Source organism: Hymenobacter nivis, from assembly GCF_003149515.1.
GTDB classification, from domain to species: Bacteria; Bacteroidota; Bacteroidia; order Cytophagales; family Hymenobacteraceae; genus Hymenobacter; species Hymenobacter nivis.
In genome coordinates this window covers 4,351,739-4,369,649 of the sequence record NZ_CP029145.1, presented here as the reverse complement: position 1 = coordinate 4,369,649, position 17,911 = coordinate 4,351,739, and the positions used below count along the sequence as shown (strand labels likewise).

Below are 17,911 nucleotides of genomic sequence, written 5' to 3'. Positions count from 1 at the left end.
CGGGGGCCCTACAAGTACTTTTTGTACAGGTTGAACAGTACGCGCCGGTCGTCGTGGGTCAGCACGGCGTTCACGTTTTGCGGAATGAAATGCCGCTTGAACGCCATGGTAGCCGCGCCCAAATCCCGCGTGTCGTAGCCGATAATGCGCAGCGCCTCGCGCGGATCGAAGGCATCAACCGGGCTCAGCGGGGCCCGGGCAATGCTGTCGGCGGGCACCAGCCCAGGCATGGCCGGGGCCCTCAGCAGCGGCGCGGCCTTGGGCGACGGCATGGGCGGAAAGACGACGGCCGATGGCACCACCACGATGGTATCGAGCAGTGCCGCTTCGTCGTACCACAGGCCAAAGCCGTTGTCGGCCAAGCGCTTCCAGGGGAAGGTCACGTTGGGGTCGTTCTTGCGGGTGGGCGCAATGTCGGCGTGGCCGATGAAGTTGGCAGTGGGGATATTGTAGGTTTTTTTCAGGTACTTCAGCACCGCCAGCAGGCTCTTAATCTGCGGCTCAGCAAAGGACTCGGTGCCGTCGTTGTCCAGCTCAATGCCGATGGACGACGAGTTGATGTCGCTGTCGTTGCCCCAGCGGGCCGCGCCGCCGTGCCAGGCCCGCAGGTAGTCATTCAGCATGTGAAACGTGCGGCCGTCGCGCCCAATCACGTAGTGCGCACTCACTTGCGTGCGGGGCAGCGTGAATGTTTTCAGCGTTTCCTCCGCCGAACGCTGCGCCGTGTGGTGAATAACGACCAGGTTGGGCTTGCGTAGCCCAAAGTTGGTAGTGCCCACCCAGTAGGGGCCCCGGGCCAGGCTGTCGGGCCCCGCGCTCAGCTGCGGCTGCGCCCGGATGGTGCGCGCATAAGCCTTGGCCTGCCGCTGGTACGATTTGTTAGTAGCGCGGTAGGGGTTGGTGGCACAGGCCGTGGCCAGGCCAGCGGCCAGCAGCAGCGCGGAGGAAAGATATTTCATGGCAAATGGAAAACGGCGAACACACGGGTTCAGGGCCGTTTGAACAGAGCGGACGGGAAGAACCCCAGACCTACTGTAAAATAAGTGCGCGGCTGCAATACATTGCCTTCCGAGCCGGCAGCCAGTTGATAAGCCTCTGCCTGGCCAAGAAGCGCGGACGCCCCGCATCCAAGTTGTACATACAAGGGCCGCTCGCCACGGGGCCCGTCGCCAAACGCGCTCCGCATAAAAAGCATGGGCTCACTGCGCAGCATGTGGCTCACAGTCAATGGCTGGCCCAAATCGGTTAGGCTGGTAAACTGTACCTGCGTGAGCCGGTAGGCCAGGCCCATGCTGAAGGTGGGGCTAATCTGCACCGTGCCGTAGGCTTCGCCAAAGAACTTGTTGTACCGGGCATCGAATTCGTACCGGGTAGTGGGTGTACTTTCAATGGTGCTGTAGCGAAGTTCGCTGTGCGCCTGCCCAAACCCGCCCAGGGCCCCTACCAGCACATGCTTGCCTACCGGCCAGTAAGTGCCCACGGCCACCTCGTACTGACTAACGCGGGAATAATAGCCGGTGCTGTCACCCTTTCCACCCATGCCGCCCCCGGCGGCTCGCACCACTAGATGCCGCACGGGCGAGTAGTTGACCCCAAATTCCAGCCGTCGGTTAAAATACAGGCTACCAGTCACTTCCGCTTGGCCTCGGTCTTGCACGGCTGGGGCCGCGCACTGCATGGGCCGGTACACGGCGCAGCCCGTGGAGCCCAGGGCCCCGGCCAGCAGCCAGACAAGGTTCGTGGATAGTCGTTGCTTCATGTAGTCAGTGCGTTAGTTAGCCGTGTTCGGAAGTAAGATAAGCTCCGGCCGGCCGACGGTTGCATGTGCCGGGCTGGCGTTTCAGGGCAAAAAAAAGCCCTCCGCAGCCGTAGCTGCGAAGGGTCTATTTTCGTCGGCCGAAAGTGCTACTTGGCGTAGGCCACCGAGCGCATTTCCCGGATTACGGTGATTTTAATCTGGCCAGGGTACTGCATTTCCTTCTCGATTTTCTGCGAAATCTCGAAGCTCAGCTCCGCGGCGCGCTCGTCGGTCACGTTCTCGGCGTCCACCATCACGCGCAGCTCGCGGCCGGCCTGGATGGCAAAGCACTGGTTCACGCCCTTGAACGCGCCGGCCGTTTCCTCCAACTGCTTGAGGCGCTTGATGTAGCTCTCCATCATCTCGCGGCGGGCCCCCGGGCGCGAGCCCGAAATGGCATCGCAGGCCTGCACGAGCGGCGAAATCATGGCCGTCATCTCAATCTCGTCGTGGTGGGCCCCGATGGCGTTCACCACATCGGGGTGCTCCTTGTACTTCTTGGCCATCTCCATGCCCAAAATGGCGTGGGGCAGCTCGGGCTCCTCGCTGCTCACCTTGCCGATGTCATGAAGCAAACCGGCGCGCTTGGCTTTCTTCACATCGAGGCCCATCTCGGCGGCCATCGTGGCGCAGAGGTTAGCTACTTCGCGGCTGTGTTGCAGCAAGTTCTGGCCGTAGGAGGAGCGGAAACGCATCCGGCCCACCATGCGCACCAGCTCAGGGTGCAAGCCGTGAATGCCAAGGTCGATGACGGTTTTCTCGCCAATCTCGATGATTTCCTCCTCGATTTTCTTGGTCGTTTTCGCCACGATTTCCTCCACCCGGGCGGGGTGAATACGGCCGTCCTTCACGAGCAAGTGCAGCGAGAGGCGGGCAATTTCGCGGCGCACCGGATCGAAGCCCGAGATGATGATGGCTTCCGGGGTGTCGTCCACAATCACTTCCACGCCCGTGGCCGCTTCCAGGGCCCTAATGTTGCGCCCCTCGCGGCCGATAATTTTGCCCTTAATATCGTCGCTCTCAATGTTGAACACCGACACGCAGTTCTCAATAGCATGCTCCGAGGCGGTACGCTGGATGGTTTCCAGTACGATCTTCTTCGCGTCCTTGGTGGCCGTCAGCTTGGCCTGCGCCACGGTGTCCTTTATGAAGGAGCTGGCTTGCAGCTGGGCCTCGTTTTTGAGCGATTCCACGAGCTGCTCGCGGGCCTCGGCGGCGGTGAGGTTGGCTACGGTTTCGAGTTGGCGCTGCACGGTCTGAAGCTGGTTATCAGCCTCTTCCTCCTTCTGCTTCAGCTCGGCCAGCGTGGCTTCGTGGGTAGCGCGGCGCTTCTCGTTCTGGTCCTCAATCTTGTCGCGCAGCTGCTGGGTGTCGGCCTGGTTTTTCTCGCGGGCCCCTTCCAACTCCTTCTCCTTGCGTTGCAGCTGCTCAAGCTGCTTCTGCGTGGTTTCGGTGAGCTTCTTGATGCCCTGCTCCTGCTCCATCACACCCTGGCGACGCTGGGTCAGCTCGGCTTCCAGCTCGGCTTTGAGGCGGCGGCTTTCCTGCTCAAAATCGTTACGCTGCTGGCGGTTCTTGTCCTTCGACTGCTGAATACGCTCGTCGCGGATGCGGTTGCCTTTTTCTTCGGCTTCCTGGAGCAATTGCTGGGCCCGCACTTGCGCCTGGCCCTCAAGGTCTTGCCGGGCTTTGCCGGCCAGCTGCCGGCCCACCACTATGCCCGCCACAAGGGCGACCACAGCGGCCAACAGACAGTATAATAATATGGTAGACATGTAGTTATGGTTTTGAAAAGGTTCAATACCCATAACCGGCAAACTTCCCCCTGCCGCGCCCGGTGCGGCCCCGCCGATTGCGGAGCCAAGGCCCGGGCGGGGCCAACGTATGCTAGTGCTACCGGCCGCTAGGCCGCCAGCACCACGCCCGACAATAGCCCGTCTAAGCGGGCCAGGCGCTCGGTTAGCGCCGCGTCGGTACCATCTTTTTCCTTGCTTACCTTCAGCTGGTCGGCCATCGTGGCCAGGGCCACCATTGCCAGCAAGTCCTGCTTGTCCTGAATGCCGTATTGCTCACGGAATTCGCGCAGCCGTTCGCCCAATTGGCGGCCGGCCAGGCGCAGCCGTTCTTCGTCGGCCACGTCCACCCGCATAGGGTAGTCGCGTTCGGCAATTCGGATTTTTATGGCTAACTCGCTCATAAAGCGTTAGTTGAGAAAAAATCGAGTTATTCCTTCAAATAGGCAAGGCACTTATCCAGTTCGCGGATGTATTCGTTGAGGCGTTGTTTTAATTCGTTGGCGTGGGTGGGTTCCCCAGCTATGGTTTGCACAAGTTTAACGATATTTTCCTGGTTTTGTCGCTCCTTTAGCTGGCGGTCGCGCTCGCGCACGTCGGCTTGCAGCTGCTGCACGGTAGTATTGGCATCAGCCAGTTCCTCGCGCAACTGCTGATAGGCAGCCACTAAAGTGGTTACCTGCCGTTCCAGGCGGTCGAGTTGAGCCAGTTGTTGGGACGATGCCACGGGGGTAAGTTTTTTTCGGGACGTAAGGTACAGCGCAGGCTACACTTGCGCTTGCGGAACGAAGCGGTGCTCCGTTCTGGCAGCCGCGGGCCAAATGGCGCTCCGTATCTGCTACGCTCAGGCGCGAACGGAGTACCACTCCGTTCTACAATCCCTTACTTCCGAATCAGGGCCCCCGCTTGCTGCTCGAACTGCGCAATGAGCCGCTGCATCACCTGGTCGATGGCCTGCTCGCTGAGCGTTTGCGAGAAGTCCTGCAAAGCGAAGCTCACCGAATACGATTTCTTACCTGTGCCCAGGTTGGGGCCCTCGTACACGTCAAACACGTTCACGCTCTGCAAGAGTTTCTTCTCGGTGCGCAGGGCAATGCGGCGCAGCTGGTCGAAGGTCACGGCTTGGTCCACCACCACGCTCAGGTCGCGGCGCACCTCCGGGAACTTGGGCAGCTCGCGGGCCACCAGGGCGGCGCGGTACTTGCGCACCAGGGCATCCCAGTCCAGCTCGGCGTACCACACCGGCTGGCCCACGTCGAGGCGTTTGAGCAGGGGCCCCGCCACGGCCCCGGCCTGGGCCACGGGTTGGTTGTGGGCCAGCAAGGCCAGGCCGCCGGCCAGGTATGGGTGGTCGGTGGGCTGCTGGGCGGGCTGGCCGTGGCCCAGGGCCCCCAGCACCTGCACCACGGCCCCGGCCAGGTCGGGGAAGGCGGTTTTGCGGGCCGGGTGCTGCCAGGTTTCGGCCGTGGCGTTGCCCGTCAGGTAGAGGGCCAACACGTTGCGCTCCTCGGTGCCGCCGTCGGCGCGGCGGTGGTAGGTTTTACCAAACTCGTAGAGCTTGAGGTCTTTCTGGCGGCGGTTCACGTTGTGGCGCACCGTTTCGAGGCCCGAGGGCAGCAGCGAAGGGCGCAGCACGTTCAGCTCGCCGCTGTTGGGGTTGAGCAGGCGCACGATGGTTTCGTCGGGGGCCCCGGGGCCCTCGAAGTAAGCGGCGTTCACCACCGAGTTGGTCAGGATTTCCGAAAAGCCTTGGCCGCTGAGCAGCGCCGCTACCTTCTGGCGCAGCACCTCCGGGTCGGGGTTCGGGAACTTGGCCAGGAACGTGGCCGAGTTGTGGGGCCTGAGCGCCACGTTATTGTAGCCGTAAATGCGCAGAATTTCCTCGATGACGTCGACCTCGCGGGTTACGTCCACCTTGTGGCGGGGCACGGCCAGCGTCCATTCCTCGTGGCCCTGTTCATCGAAGTGCTCGGCGGTGATGTCGATATCCAAATCGTTCAAAATCTGCCGGATGCGAGCAGGCTCGATGTACTGGCCCACCAGCCGCTCGACGCGCGGCAGACGCAGGCGCACGGCCGTGGGGCCCAGCGGCAGCGGGTATACGTCCACAACCGGGGCGGCGGGGCGGGCGCCGGCCACCTCTTGCAGCAGCAGCGCGGCGCGGTGCAGCGCCGGCAGCACCATGTTGGGGTCGGTGCCGCGCTCGAAGCGGAAGGAAGCGTCGGTTTTCAGGCCGTGGGTCTGGCTGGTGCGGCGCACGGCGGCCGGCGCGAAGTAGGCGCTTTCGAGGAACACGCGGGTGGTGCCTTCGCTTACGCCAGATTGTTTGCCTCCGAACACGCCTGCTAATGCCATTGGGTATCCTTCAGCATCGGCAATTACCAGATCGTCTTCCGTCAGCTTGCGTGCCACTCCATCTAAAGTTTCGAATTGATTAAGAAATCCAGATGCTCTCTTCACTAAAATCGTATCGCCATCAATACGGTCGGCGTCGAATGCGTGTAAAGGCTGGCCCAGCTCGTGCAGCACGAAGTTGGTCACGTCTACCACGTTGTTGATGGGGCTCAGGCCGATGCTGCGCAGCCGGCGCTGAAGCCACTCGGGCGAGGGCCCTACGTGCACGTTATCAAGCAGTAATCCGGCGTAGCGGGGGCAGGCGGCAGCGTCCTCTACAATCACACCAACGGCTCGGGTAGCCGTGGTGGGGGCCCGAAACTGGCTCACGTCGGGCAGGTGGGCGGGCTGGTGCAGCAGGGCGCGCAGCTCGCGGGCCACGCCGTAGTGCGAGGCGGCGTCGGCGCGGTTGGGCGTGAGGCCGATTTCAAAGGCCGTGTCGGTGCCCAGGCCGAAGTAGTCGGCGGCGGGCGTGCCGTTGGGCAGGTCGGTGTCGAGCACCATGATGCCGGCGTGCGAGGTGCCCAGCCCAATTTCGTCCTCGGCGCAAATCATGCCCTCGGAGGCCGCGCCGCGGATTTTACTCTTCTTTATTTTGAACGGCTCGCCCGCCGTGGGGTGCAGCGTGGCGCCCTCCAGGGCCACCACCACGCGCTGGCCGGCGGCCACGTTGGGGGCCCCGCACACAATTTGGCGCGGCGTGCCATCGCCCACGTCCACGGTGGTGAGGCTGAGCTTGTCGGCGTCGGGGTGCTTTTCGCGGGTGAGCACCGTGCCCAGCACCACGCCGCGCAGCCCGCCGGGGATGCTTTCCAGCTCCTCCAGGCTTTCCACTTCCAGCCCCGAGCCAGTAAGCAGGGCCCCAATCTCGGCGGCGGTTTTATCGGTGGGAATGAGCGTTTTGAGCCAGTCGAAGGAGATGCGCATTGGGGGAATTGTTTAGGGGCTGAAGGGTTGATTGTTGCCGTTCAACTCGGGCAAAGGTACGGCGGGGCCAAATGACCGAATGGGGCCCCGCGGCGTATCTTAGCCTAGCTCAACGCATTTCTCCGCCATGACCTACTTCCCCGATTTTGCCGAAGCTACTGTGTTGCGCGGCGCGCTCATCGCTGGGTTCAGCGACGACGGGTTTTTCCAGTTTTGCCAGGAAAACGACTCGGCCCGCATCGAGCGCACCGCCAACCACGAAATCATCATTATGCCCCCCATAGGAGGAGATTCCAGCGCCACCAGCGGCGACGCTTACTTTCAATTGGCGCTGTGGAGCCGCCAACATGGAGGCCGCCCGTTAGAATCGTCAATAGGCTTCCGCTTGCCCGACGGAGCCATTTTATCCCCGAACGTTTCCTGGCTGCCAGCTACGGTTTGGGAAAGCTTGACGGCCCAGCAGCGGCAAAAATTCCTGCCCGTTTGCCCCGATTTTGTTGTCGAGGTCAAATCGCCTTCGGATAGCCTCAAAGCCTTGCAAGCCAAGATGGAGCAGTGGCTGCGCAACGGCGTTCGGCTAGGTTTCTTGGTGGATACGGCCACCGAAACGGCCTACGTGTACGCCGCTAGCCAGACCGTGCAAACCGTGCAGGGCTTCGACCAGGAGCTAAGCGGTGAGCCGGTGCTGCCCGGCTTCCAGCTCGATTTACGGGAGCTAAAGGGCTAGCCCCGCGCCGATTTTCGCACATCTTTCCCCACTTTGTCCCGCCGCACATGCCCTTCATCAACAAAGGCTTCCATGCCAAGCGGCCCACCGGGGGGGCCCACAAGCTGCCGCCCGGCCAGTACGAAACCCAGGATTTCCCGGTGCTCACGGCCGGGCCCACGCCGCGCATCAACCTGGCCAACTGGGAGTTTCGGCTCGAAGGCTTAGTAGAAAACCCGGTGAAGTGGAGCTGGAACGAGTTCAACGCGCTGCCGCAGCAGAGTTTCAATCCCGACATTCACTGCGTCACAAAGTGGTCAAAATTTGATACTAAGTGGCGCGGCGTGAGCCTGGACACGCTGCTCGAACATGTGCAGCTTAAGCCCGAAGCCGAGTTTGTGCTGGCCTTTTCCTACGGCGGCTACACTACCAACCTGCCACTGGCCGACCTGCGCAACGGCCAGGCGTTCATTGGCTTGCAGTACGAGGGCAAGCCGCTGGCGCCCGAGCATGGGGGCCCCGCGCGGCTGGTGGTGCCGCACCTCTACTTCTGGAAAAGCGCCAAGTGGGTGCAGGGCCTACGCTTGATGGAGGTGAACAAGCCGGGCTTCTGGGAGGAGGCGGGCTACAGCATGTACGGCGACCCGTGGAAAGAGCAGCGCTATGGCAGCGACGACGACGACGAGGCCGACCCCAGCAGCTTGCGCCGGTGAGCCGGCTCGACTGGCAAATTGGCACTGTGGTAGCCATTACCACCGACACGCCCCGCGTTAAAACCTTCACCCTCAGCCTACCCCACTGGACGGCCCACCGTGCCGGCCAGCACTACGACCTGCGCCTGAGCGCCGCCGACGGCTACCAGACCGAGCGCAGCTACTCCATCGCCTCGCCCCCGGAGCAAACCGGCGAAATCGCCCTCACCGTGGAGCTGATTGCCGACGGCGAAGTGTCGGGCTACTTGCACGAGGGTGTGGCCGTAGGCGACCAATTGGAGCTGCGGGGCCCCATCGGCGGCTACTTCGTGTGGCCCGCCGGGGCCCCGGCTGCCCCACTCCTACTAGTGGCCGGCGGCTCGGGCGTGGTGCCGCTGATGGCCATGCTGCGCCACCGCCAGCGCGCCGGGCTGCCCAACCCGGCCGTACTGCTTTTCAGCATCCGCACACCGGAAGAGGTTATCTACCAGCAGGAACTAGAGGATATGGCGGCCGCCGACCCAGCCTTCACGTTGCTGCTCACTTACACGCGCCAGGCCCCGGCCGGCTGGGCCGGCTATCACCACCGCGTCGATGCCGCGATGCTAGCCGAGGCGGTAGCGTACCTGCCCGGGGCCCCGCAATGCTACGTGTGTGGCCCCACCGGCCTGGTGGAGAACGTGGCCACGCTGCTGCAAACTCAGGGTCTGCCCGACGAGGCCATTCGCACCGAGCGGTTTGGGCCAACGGGCGGTTAGGGGCCCCAGTGGCAGGTAACCTCACGAGACCCTTGCGGGGCGGGGCGCGTTCAAATTGCTCCTTCAGGTACTGGCATCCCACTCCACAGGAAAGGGGCTAGCCCTGCAGGGGTCTCGTGAGGTTTTAATCGTGAAACGTCTTCTCGCCGGCCAGTACCGGGGCGGTCAGGCGGTTTTCGGCGGGAGGGACGGGGCAGCTGTAGCCGTTATTGTAGGCGCAGTATGGGTTGTATGCCCGGTTGAAATCCAGTACGATGGTGGTGGCGCCTTCGGCCGGCACGGCGGCGTCGAGGTAGCGGCCGCCGCCGTAGGTTTCGCGGCCGTTGCTGGCATCGGCGAAGGGCACGAACAAGGTAGAGTCGGTGGTTTTGCGGAACAGCGTGAGCTGCTGGCGCTGGCCGTTCAGGTCGAAGGTGGCGCGGCCCCAGGGCGTGTAGGGCTCGGTGCGGCGGTCGGTCATCTGCATCGCCACCGGGGCCAGGCGGGCCAGGGGCGCGTACTGGGCCGTGACGACGTACTTCTTGTCGGGCGCGAAGTACTTCAGGCTATCGAACTGCGGGCGCTGCGCCGCGGTCAGCGGCGACTCGTTGCCGCCCCGGAAGGCGCTATTTTTGGCTTTGCGGGCCACTTGCACTTGGGCAAAATACGGGTCGGGGCCCTGGGCAATGTCCCACACCGAGAAACCCACCACGGCCACCACGCCGCCAATAATCAAGAGCTTAGTTTTCATAGAACAAGGCAACTACCGCATTCACTAATGGTTTAACGCCGTCGCACGCAACCAACGGCCGTTTGCAATCAGCGAAATCACGGTTGATATGCATAATCAACGATTATAGAACGCCCTCGTCGGCGAAGCTGTAGTAGCCGTGGTCGGTGTAGATGAGGTGGTCAAGGATGGGCAAATCGAGGAAATCGCCGGCCTGGCGCAGCTTTTTGGTGAGGGCCAGGTCGGCGGCGCTGGGCTGGCGGTTGCCGCTGGGGTGATTGTGCACCAGGATGATGCTGCTGGCTAGCTGCTCCAGGGCCTCCTTGAAAATCATTTTCGGGTCGGCCACGGTGCCGGCCACGCCGCCCTGGCTCACGGCCACCTTGCGCATCACCACGTTGGCGCGGTTCAGCAAAATCACCCAGAATTCTTCGTGCGGCAGGTCCATCAGGTTGGGGCGCACGAGGTTGTAAATGTCGCGCGAGCAAGTGATAGTGGTTCGGGCGGGCGCGTCGGCTTCCTTGCGGCGGCGGCCCAGCTCCAGGGCGGCCACCACGGCAATGGCCTTGGCCTCGCCGATGCCGGGGTGGCGGCAGAGCTGCTTCACGCTCTGGCGGGCCAGCTCGTTGAGGTCGTGGCCCACGCCTTGCAGCATGAGCTTGGCCACGTCGACGGCCGAGAGCTTGACGGTACCCGAGCCCAGCAGGATGGCAATCAGCTCGGCGTCAGACAGCGCGGCGCGGCCCTTGGCCAGCAGCTTCTCGCGGGGCCGGTCTTCCTCGGCCCAGCTTTTGATGCCGAGGGGCCCCGACGCGGCATAAGTTGGCGCTGGCTTTTCAACCAGGTTATCAAGCACTTCCATAGGTAGTATAGCGAAATAAAGGGCGAAATTTAACCCGCCGCCAAGCAAAAAACGCCGCTTTACGTTTACGGGGCAAATATTCTTATTACGCTGCTTTTTCTTCTATGCGAAATCCAACCATTTTGCTGCTTATGTTGGCCACGGTGCTCCTGGCCGAGTGGTACGGCTTCCAGGCCACCCGCACCCTCACCCAACACCTCGACGCGGGGCCCCGGCGCGCGTGGGCCTGGGGCTACTGGCTGCTCACGGCGGCCGTGTGGGGCCTGGCCCTGTGGGCGGGGCCCACACGGCAATCGGGCAACGCCCTGCTCAAAAGCCGCCTGATCAGCCTATTGCTATTAGTACTCGTGACCAAGCTGGTACTGCTGCTGCCACTGCTGCTTGAGGACCTGACGCGGCTGGGCCGCTGGGCCCTGAGTGCCGCCACGCGGCCGGCCGGGGCGGCGGGCATAGCGGTTTCGCGCAGCGAATTTCTGGCCAAGGTGGCGCTGGGGCTGGGCGCCATCCCGTTCGTGGCGCTGTTGTGGGGCGTGGTGCGCGGGGCCACCGACTACCAGGTGCGGCGCGTGGTGCTGAAGTACCCCAACCTGCCGCCGGCCTTCGACGGCTTCAAAGTACTGCAAATCTCAGACTTGCATACGGGCAGCTTCACCTCCACCGAGCCGCTGCAACGGGCCGTGGGCTTCATCAACGCCCAGAAAGCCGACCTGATTTTAATGACCGGCGACCTGGTGAACAACGTGGCCACGGAGGTGGAGCCGCACATTCCGGCGCTGGCGGGCATCCGGTCGGAGCTGCCTATTTTCTCCAGCCTCGGCAACCACGACTACGGCGACTACGTGCAGTGGGCAAGCCCCGCCGCCAAGCGCGCCAACCTGGAGCGCCTGATGCAGAACCACGCCAAAATTGGCTGGACGCTGCTCAACGACACGAGCCACACCATCGAGCGCGGGGGCGACAAAATTGCCGTGCTGGGCGTGCAAAACTGGAGCAGCCACGCCAACTTCCCCAAGCACGGCAACCTGCCGCAGGCCCACGCGGCCAGCGGCGACGCGCCGTTCAAAATCCTGCTCTCGCACGACCCCTCGCACTGGGAGGCGCAGGTACTCGATTACCCCGACATCGACCTGACGCTCAGCGGCCACACCCACGGCATGCAGTTCGGGGTGAACCTGCCGTTCTTCAAGTGGAGCCCCGTGCAGTACAGCTACAAGCAGTGGGCCGGCCTCTACCAACGGGGAGCCCAGCGGCTGTACGTGAACGTGGGCCTGGGCTACCTGGGCTACCCCGGGCGGGTGGGCTTCCTGCCCGAGATTACGGTGTTTGAATTGCGGCGCGCGTAGGGCCCCAGGGCCCCAAACCCTGGCCGAACGGGGCCCTTACAGGGGGCACTAATTTTTTTTCCTAACTTCCTTCCGTTCACCCATTCATCATGAAAAATTACCTGTTATTAGTGGTCGGTACAGCCCTTTCACTGGCCGCCTGTTCGCAGTCGAAAACAACCGAAACCACCACTACCGCGGGCATGGGCAGCGACTCAACGGCGATGAAATCCTCGATGGCGTCGACCACGATATACACCGACGAAGCCTACAAGTCGCGCTCGAAGCGCATCGCCAACAAGTACGCCACCGACATGAAGATTACGGACCCGGCGATGCGCGAGAAAATCAGCACTGCCTATTACAACCGCTCGAAGCGCTACGGCGACATGAAGACCAAGTACGCCTCGGACACCACCGGCATGGGCGCCGCGATGCGCGGCTATAACATGGCCACCGATGCCGATTTTAAGGGTATTTATACCGACCCGGCCCAGTACAAATCGTACGAGTCGAGCCGCACCAACTACAACGAGGATACCTATCTGAACGACGACGCCAACCCCTCGTCGTCGTCGTCGCCGATGAGCCCCGATTCCAGCTCGACGATGAGCAGCAGCGGCAGTGCCATGGGTGGCAGTGCCACGAGCGGCAACACTAACGACAACGCCATGGGCGCGGCGGCCGGGGCGGCGGCGGGCGCCCCCGTGAATAAGTCGAAAACCAAGCTCACTGATGGCACGAAAATCAAAGTAAAAAGCGACGGCCAAGTGAAGATAAAAGACGCCGACGGCGCCAAAATGAAGCAATAACTGCTGCCTCCGGCCGGAGATTCCGCGCTGCTCGTCTATCAAAGCCCGCGCCTGCAACGGCGCGGGCTTTTCTTTGCTCTTTGAGTGGGCCCCCTTGGGCAGGTTTTTGCGTTTATAGCTCCGAATGACGTTGCGATTTTCCGATTTGATGCGCCGCAGCCGGCCCTGGGTGCTGGCGCTGCTGGCCGGGCTGGCCCTACCGGCGCGGGCCCAGCAAAAGGTGCGCGTGAGCGGCACCATCTCGGCGTTCGACTCGCGCGAGGCCATTCCGGGGGCCTCGGTGCGGGTGGTGCGCACTCGCGTGGGGCAGGCTGCGGGGCTCAAGGGCGAGTTCGAAATCGACGCCCTCTCCACCGATACGCTCCTGTTCCGGGCCGTAGGCTTCCGGGCGCGGCTGCTGCCGCTGGGGGGCACCGGCCTTTCGCAGCTCATCATCCAGGTGCAGCTGCAGCGCGACAGCGTACGCCTGGGCGAAGTGCGGGTCATCAGCGACCGTCCCGACCGGGCGATGATCAACCGGGCCCTGCGCAACATGCGGCGCCCCGTGCCGCCGGTGGTGAGCGGGGCCAAGCGCCCGCCCCGCCCCAAGCCCATGTTCCCCGTCGATTCAAGCGCCCCCAAGGCCCCCGTTCCCACCCTCGAAAGTCCTTTAAGCCTGCTCTACGAGCAGTTCTCGCGAGAGGGCAAGCAGCGCAAAAAGGTACAGGCCCTGGAAGCTGCCGACCAAGCCGAAAAGGCCCGCAAGGCCCGCGCCAAGTACAACAAGGCCTTCAAAGACAACCGCGGCTATGAGCCGTAGGGCCCCGGGGCCCCAACCCCGGCCGGGCCTTCGCGTAAGCACAGGATATGAAAATTGGGTATCCCTGCGTGAACGAGGCGATGGATTGCAGCGCCGCCAACACCTTTCGGCTGGCCTCGTACTCGGAGGAGCGCCTCGTGGCGGCCGTGACGGCCAATCTAGCCTGTCTGCGCCGCCTGCTGGAATGGAACGTGGCCCAAGGCCTGCTGTTCTTCCGCATGGGCTCGGGCATCGTGCCCTTCGGCTCGCACGAAATCAACACCTTTCCCTGGCAGCAGCACTTCGGGGCCGAGTTTAGGGCTCTGGGCGACTACATTAGGGCCCACAACTTGCGCGTCAGCTTCCACCCCGACCAGTTTGTAGTGCTGAACTCGCCGAGCCCGGCCATTGTGCAGCGCAGCATTGAGGAACTGGTTTACCAGGGCTCGATGCTGGACCTGATGGAACTGGACGGCACGGCCAAGCTGCAAATCCACGTCGGGGGCCTATACGGCGAGCGGGAGCTGGCCATCAGCCGGTTTGTGGGCGTGCACGCCACCCTGCCGGCCGCCGTGCGGGCCCGCGTGGTGGTGGAAAACGATGACCGCCTGTTTCCGCTGCGCGACTGCCTCGACCTGCACGCCCGCACCGGCGTGCCCGTCCTGTTCGATAATTTCCACCACGAATGCCTCAGCCACGGCGAGCCCATGCACGAGGCCTTGCGCCTGGCCGCCGCCACCTGGCACCCCATCGCCGACGGCGTGCCGATGCTGGACTACAGCTCGCAGGCCCCCGCCGAGCGCAAAGGCAAGCACACCACGTCCATGGTCGAGGAGCTGTTCCGCGGCTTCGTAGCCGAGTTGCACGGGCTCGATTTCGACATGATGCTGGAAATTAAAGATAAAGAAGCCAGCGCATTACGCGCCGTGGCCATCTTGCGCGAACTAGGCCTGGCCGCCCCCGCGCCCGGGGGCCCCGTGCCGCCCCTGGCCTTGCCCCCGGGCCCCGGGACGCCTCCTAAGGCCCGCGCCAAAAAAGTTGTCAAGAGCTAACTGCCGCCGCCTGTGGGCCCGGGGCCCCAACATTTTTTATTTGTTTCTCCTACTGAATCTCCACCCTCTTTTTCAATCAACACCATGCCTTTCGACCACCTGCACGCCACCGTCAGCGCCCTCAAAAACGGCCTCACCAGCCTCCCCCTAGGCTCGGCCATGGATAACACCGAAACCTGGCAGCAGCAGTTTCTGCAAAGCGGCCAGCCCGGCCTGCAAGACATTGCCCGCGAAATCGGCAACCTCCAATCGCTGCTCACCAGCGGGGCCCTCGACGGTGCAGCCATCGCCAACTCGCTGAGCATGCTCGGCGACCAAACCGGCGAAGCAGCCGCCCAGGCCCCCGACGAGCTCAGGAAACCCCTCACCGAGCTCGCCGACCTGCTGCGCCGCCACGGTGGCGACCTGGCCGCCCACAACGAGCGCACTGCCGAATAAACAGTCGTTAGCCCCAAACCGCAAAAAGCCCCGCTGACAAATTCAGCGGGGCTTTTTGTGCATTGTCAAAACCCTAATAAGGCGTTGTGCTGCTGCGGCTGCGGTTATCACGGCTCGGCACTATATCGGTCGATTCTCGCCGCGGCCGCTGCCGGATAATGGGCCGTTCGCGCACATCAGGTACCGCCGTGGGCGAGCCCTCGGGCGTAATGGCCGGCGCAAAGCCCGACTCTGGATCGAGGCGCGAAGGCTGGGCGTCGCGGCTCGTGGCCGTACGCTGCACTTCCGCGGGGCCCTGAATGGTGCTCTGGTTGAGCCCTGGGTTGAAGGGCGGCACCACGGTTTGGCCCTGGGCCCCGCCCCGCACCGGCGCCGTGGGGTCAAACGGCACAGTTTGGGCTCTAGCCGTTGCTCCCAGCAACAGCAGCCCCATTAGAAAGAAAAAGTTTTTCATATCAAAAAGGATAACCGAGTACAACCAAAGCAAAACGACGGCTGCTTCTAAGCGAAACAGCCGTCGTTTTAATTACGCAGTGTGACCCACAGCCGCAGCTGTGCTTAGTTCATCGGCTTGGTCTTCATTTTACCTTTGCCTTCGCGCATCGAACGCTTGGTTTTCCGATTCGACATCGTACCGTTGTTCATCGTACCATCGTTCATGGTGCCGGTGCTCATCGTACCGTTGCCCATGGTGCCGGTGGTCGTGCCATTACCCATCGTGCCGGTGGTCGTACCGGTTCCCATGGTGCCCGTAGCAGGCGTTTGCATGGGAGTGGTCGTGTTCGAGCCCGGCGTGGTGCTCATCGTGCCCGGCATGGTAGTGGTCGGCGTCGTCTGAGCCATCGATACGCTCGTTACACCAACAGTAAACAAAGCGGCGAGGAAGATTTTGGAAGCTTTCATGGTAATTTAATTTTAGGGTGGAAAGGCAGGAAAAACAGTATTCGGTAACCAGAGCGATTTTGCTGAGGTGGGCTGTATACGGGATAGATTTCTGTGGGGTTATAGTTTTTCTAATTATAATATTATGGCATCACGATAAAATACTCAACAGTTAATCACACACAATAGGCCCCGACTATCCATAAACTCATCAGTAACAAATTTATCTTGCAATTTATTATTTGAATACCCTGAATATTATTAGTACATGTGCTTCAACTAAGACCTAAGAGCAAATTGCCGTCAAAAACACAATTGTACTACCCAAATATATTATCTATTTTAAACTAATTATGAGACTATTATTTTTAACTATTCTAGTCCTTGTCCGCAACTATTCATGTCATAAACTGCATATTTTTTGGCAATTTTCCTCAAAAAAAGATTGTCTATTCACTGTGCAGGAGTGGTTTTAGCTAATTAAATGTAATAAAAAAACACGATTAGGCTTAGTCCTATTTCACCATAAATTGTCTTTTGATAATCAGATAAAAGAGATTTTTTTGGTTTCTGATTCGCTTCTCACACTACTAACAGCAAGCCCCATGAAATCTGCTTTACGTCCGTAAATCACCACTTTCTTGTTAGTATTGGGGGCCCTACTTAGCAACCAGGTTTCTGCTGCTGCTACGTTCCCGGCCACGGCGCGCGTAGCTCATATGCTCACCGCATTTGACGAAGGCAAAGCAGAAGGCAAAGCGTACCGGGTTTCGGTGTTGCGCAAAACCAACGGCACCGAATTGATTGCCCAGCAAGTGCAAACCGCCCAAAGCGCTGCTACAGCCAACCCCTCGACGGCCCGCTATTTTGAAGGCTGCGTTGCAGGCTTGGAACCCAGCCGGGAACTGACCTCCTTTACCACTGCCCACACGCAATAGCCCGGCACCTTTCTGGTCGGAAGGGCTCCGAAGATTACTTATAAGCTTAGTTCACAGCCCCAACCATCTTTTAGCGCCACGTGCCAATAGCTTGAAAACCGCTTGTGAGGTTGTGTAGCCAAGTTATTGCCCGTGCATTTAGTTGTTGCCCTTAGTTAAGCGGTTACTCAGAACGCGTTTTACAGTCGGAGGGGCCACAAACGGCACACTTTTCACAGCCGGGTTAGCGACCGAGTCCGCCGCAGCTTCGGCAACAGGGTTGAGCGGTACCGGCTGGGTTTGGGCCGGCGCATTCAGGGCCGAATCGCTGGGCCGGGGCCCCGAAGCCGTCCCGGGCACCCCGTTGGGCGAGGCGGCCGGAACCGTAGCGGCGGGCTGGCGGGCCGGGTCGTTGCAGGCCGCTAGCAAAGTAGTGGCTAGCACCACGAACCCAATTACGTGTACATGCAAAGTTTTCATAACTGAGGGCCCAGGATTGTTTGCCTCTCAAACGCACCTGCCCGCCCGGGGTTGGCGTTTCCCCAAAAAACAAAAACCTCACCCCCAGGCAGGGATGAGGTTTTTTTGTGGAGCTGCAGGGATTCGAACCCTGGTCCAGACAAGGAGACCAACGTGCTTTCTACGTGCGTATCTATGCTTGAATTTTCGAAGAATTTCAGGCGCACATCAGGCCCTTGAAATCCCCTTAGCTGCAGTTGGGTTTCGCTACCGAATCACAGCTCTTCGGAGGCTAGTTTCTACTTACGACGCGCCGAACTCCCAGGTGTAAAAACTTACCCAAGCGGCACGATGGCATTACCTAATTCTGAACTAGGCAGCCATGGCGTACGAATAGTCGCCAGTTGTTGTTTGAGCGATTTTTTTTACGGGAGAGCTTCGTTCAACTCCCGGCACGCTTACCCGCGATATGCGCAAGCTGTCAATTCCGGTCAGCCCCAAATGTTAGAAGAACGAGTTTCCGTTGCACAACTCGGAGGAGTTGCCTGGCGGACCGCAAATGTACGCGGGACTGGCTAAACGCCAGCGGTGGCGGAAAGGTTTCGCGGGGCC

20 protein-coding genes and 1 other RNA gene are annotated in these 17,911 nt (G+C 61.4%); 9 read left to right on the top strand and 12 right to left on the bottom strand.

Annotated elements, in window-relative coordinates; all coding sequences use genetic code 11:
- Positions 1–8: 8 nt before the first annotated feature.
- From DDQ68_RS19410 to pheT, 6 genes are all read right to left on the bottom strand, one after another.
- On the bottom strand, positions 9–959 hold the full coding sequence (locus DDQ68_RS19410) for an N-acetylmuramoyl-L-alanine amidase (protein ID WP_109657780.1): 951 nt from the start codon (positions 957–959) through the stop codon (positions 9–11).
- A 29-nt stretch (positions 960–988) separates the two neighbouring features.
- Complete coding sequence (locus tag DDQ68_RS19405) at positions 989–1,759, bottom strand: hypothetical protein (protein WP_109657779.1); 771 nt, start codon at positions 1,757–1,759, stop codon at positions 989–991.
- A 146-nt stretch (positions 1,760–1,905) separates the two neighbouring features.
- Complete coding sequence (rny, locus tag DDQ68_RS19400; RefSeq protein WP_109658524.1) at positions 1,906–3,573, bottom strand: ribonuclease Y; 1,668 nt, start codon at positions 3,571–3,573, stop codon at positions 1,906–1,908.
- Positions 3,574–3,701: 128 nt separating this feature from the next.
- Positions 3,702–3,995 (bottom strand): cell division protein ZapA, encoded by a 294-nt coding sequence (locus DDQ68_RS19395; RefSeq protein WP_068228787.1) that lies wholly within the window; start codon positions 3,993–3,995, stop codon positions 3,702–3,704.
- A gap of 26 nt (positions 3,996–4,021) precedes the next feature.
- The gene (locus DDQ68_RS19390; protein ID WP_070746400.1) at positions 4,022–4,318 is read right to left on the bottom strand and encodes a hypothetical protein; all 297 of its coding nucleotides are present in this window, start codon (positions 4,316–4,318) and stop codon (positions 4,022–4,024) included.
- Between the two features lie 155 nt (positions 4,319–4,473).
- A complete protein-coding gene (pheT, locus tag DDQ68_RS19385; RefSeq protein WP_109657777.1) occupies positions 4,474–6,912 on the bottom strand; it encodes a phenylalanine--tRNA ligase subunit beta in 2,439 nt (812 codons plus the stop codon).
- Positions 6,913–7,039: 127 nt separating this feature from the next.
- On the opposite strand from pheT, the gene DDQ68_RS19380 reads away from it, so the two are divergent.
- The 3 genes from DDQ68_RS19380 to DDQ68_RS19370 are packed head-to-tail and all read left to right on the top strand — an operon-like array spanning position 7,040 to position 9,068.
- Positions 7,040–7,639, top strand: coding sequence for a Uma2 family endonuclease (locus tag DDQ68_RS19380; protein WP_109657776.1), 600 nt, complete (start codon positions 7,040–7,042; stop codon positions 7,637–7,639).
- A gap of 47 nt (positions 7,640–7,686) precedes the next feature.
- On the top strand, positions 7,687–8,331 hold the full coding sequence (locus DDQ68_RS19375) for a sulfite oxidase-like oxidoreductase (protein ID WP_109657775.1): 645 nt from the start codon (positions 7,687–7,689) through the stop codon (positions 8,329–8,331).
- A complete protein-coding gene (locus tag DDQ68_RS19370) occupies positions 8,328–9,068 on the top strand; it encodes a ferredoxin reductase (protein WP_109657774.1) in 741 nt (246 codons plus the stop codon). The genes DDQ68_RS19375 and DDQ68_RS19370 overlap by 4 nt, the downstream gene beginning before the upstream one ends.
- A gap of 124 nt (positions 9,069–9,192) precedes the next feature.
- On the opposite strand, the gene DDQ68_RS19365 is transcribed toward DDQ68_RS19370, so the two are convergent.
- Both DDQ68_RS19365 and radC read right to left on the bottom strand, forming a co-directional pair.
- The gene (locus DDQ68_RS19365) at positions 9,193–9,798 is read right to left on the bottom strand and encodes a DUF1684 domain-containing protein (RefSeq protein WP_109657773.1); all 606 of its coding nucleotides are present in this window, start codon (positions 9,796–9,798) and stop codon (positions 9,193–9,195) included.
- 103 nt (positions 9,799–9,901) lie between these two features.
- The gene (radC, locus tag DDQ68_RS19360; protein ID WP_109657772.1) at positions 9,902–10,639 is read right to left on the bottom strand and encodes a RadC family protein; all 738 of its coding nucleotides are present in this window, start codon (positions 10,637–10,639) and stop codon (positions 9,902–9,904) included.
- A 104-nt stretch (positions 10,640–10,743) separates the two neighbouring features.
- Between radC and DDQ68_RS19355 the strand changes: the two genes are divergently transcribed.
- From DDQ68_RS19355 to DDQ68_RS19335, 5 genes are all read left to right on the top strand, one after another.
- Positions 10,744–11,982 (top strand): metallophosphoesterase, encoded by a 1,239-nt coding sequence (locus tag DDQ68_RS19355; protein WP_109657771.1) that lies wholly within the window; start codon positions 10,744–10,746, stop codon positions 11,980–11,982.
- An 89-nt stretch (positions 11,983–12,071) separates the two neighbouring features.
- The gene (locus DDQ68_RS19350; protein WP_109657770.1) at positions 12,072–12,773 is read left to right on the top strand and encodes a hypothetical protein; all 702 of its coding nucleotides are present in this window, start codon (positions 12,072–12,074) and stop codon (positions 12,771–12,773) included.
- Positions 12,774–12,897: 124 nt separating this feature from the next.
- A complete protein-coding gene (locus DDQ68_RS19345; RefSeq protein ID WP_109657769.1) occupies positions 12,898–13,572 on the top strand; it encodes a carboxypeptidase-like regulatory domain-containing protein in 675 nt (224 codons plus the stop codon).
- 47 nt (positions 13,573–13,619) lie between these two features.
- Positions 13,620–14,603, top strand: coding sequence for a UV DNA damage repair endonuclease UvsE (uvsE, locus tag DDQ68_RS19340; RefSeq protein ID WP_109657768.1), 984 nt, complete (start codon positions 13,620–13,622; stop codon positions 14,601–14,603).
- 84 nt (positions 14,604–14,687) lie between these two features.
- Positions 14,688–15,041: a hypothetical protein gene (locus DDQ68_RS19335; RefSeq protein WP_109657767.1), complete on the top strand. Its 354-nt coding sequence runs from the start codon at positions 14,688–14,690 to the stop codon at positions 15,039–15,041.
- Between the two features lie 73 nt (positions 15,042–15,114).
- Here the strand turns inward: DDQ68_RS19335 and DDQ68_RS19330 are convergent, their stop codons facing one another.
- Both DDQ68_RS19330 and DDQ68_RS19325 read right to left on the bottom strand, forming a co-directional pair.
- Positions 15,115–15,495: a hypothetical protein gene (locus tag DDQ68_RS19330; protein WP_109657766.1), complete on the bottom strand. Its 381-nt coding sequence runs from the start codon at positions 15,493–15,495 to the stop codon at positions 15,115–15,117.
- Between the two features lie 104 nt (positions 15,496–15,599).
- A complete protein-coding gene (locus DDQ68_RS19325; protein WP_109657765.1) occupies positions 15,600–15,944 on the bottom strand; it encodes a hypothetical protein in 345 nt (114 codons plus the stop codon).
- Positions 15,945–16,642: 698 nt separating this feature from the next.
- Between DDQ68_RS19325 and DDQ68_RS19320 the strand changes: the two genes are divergently transcribed.
- Positions 16,643–16,861 carry a hypothetical protein gene (locus tag DDQ68_RS19320; RefSeq protein ID WP_109657764.1) on the top strand — a complete coding sequence of 73 codons (219 nt, stop codon included), beginning with the start codon at positions 16,643–16,645 and terminating at the stop codon, positions 16,859–16,861.
- Between the two features lie 138 nt (positions 16,862–16,999).
- On the opposite strand, the gene DDQ68_RS19315 is transcribed toward DDQ68_RS19320, so the two are convergent.
- Positions 17,000–17,320: a hypothetical protein gene (locus DDQ68_RS19315; RefSeq protein WP_109657763.1), complete on the bottom strand. Its 321-nt coding sequence runs from the start codon at positions 17,318–17,320 to the stop codon at positions 17,000–17,002.
- A gap of 105 nt (positions 17,321–17,425) precedes the next feature.
- Positions 17,426–17,798, bottom strand: a transfer-messenger RNA (tmRNA) gene (gene ssrA / locus DDQ68_RS19310).
- Between the last annotated feature and the right edge of the window lie 113 nt (positions 17,799–17,911).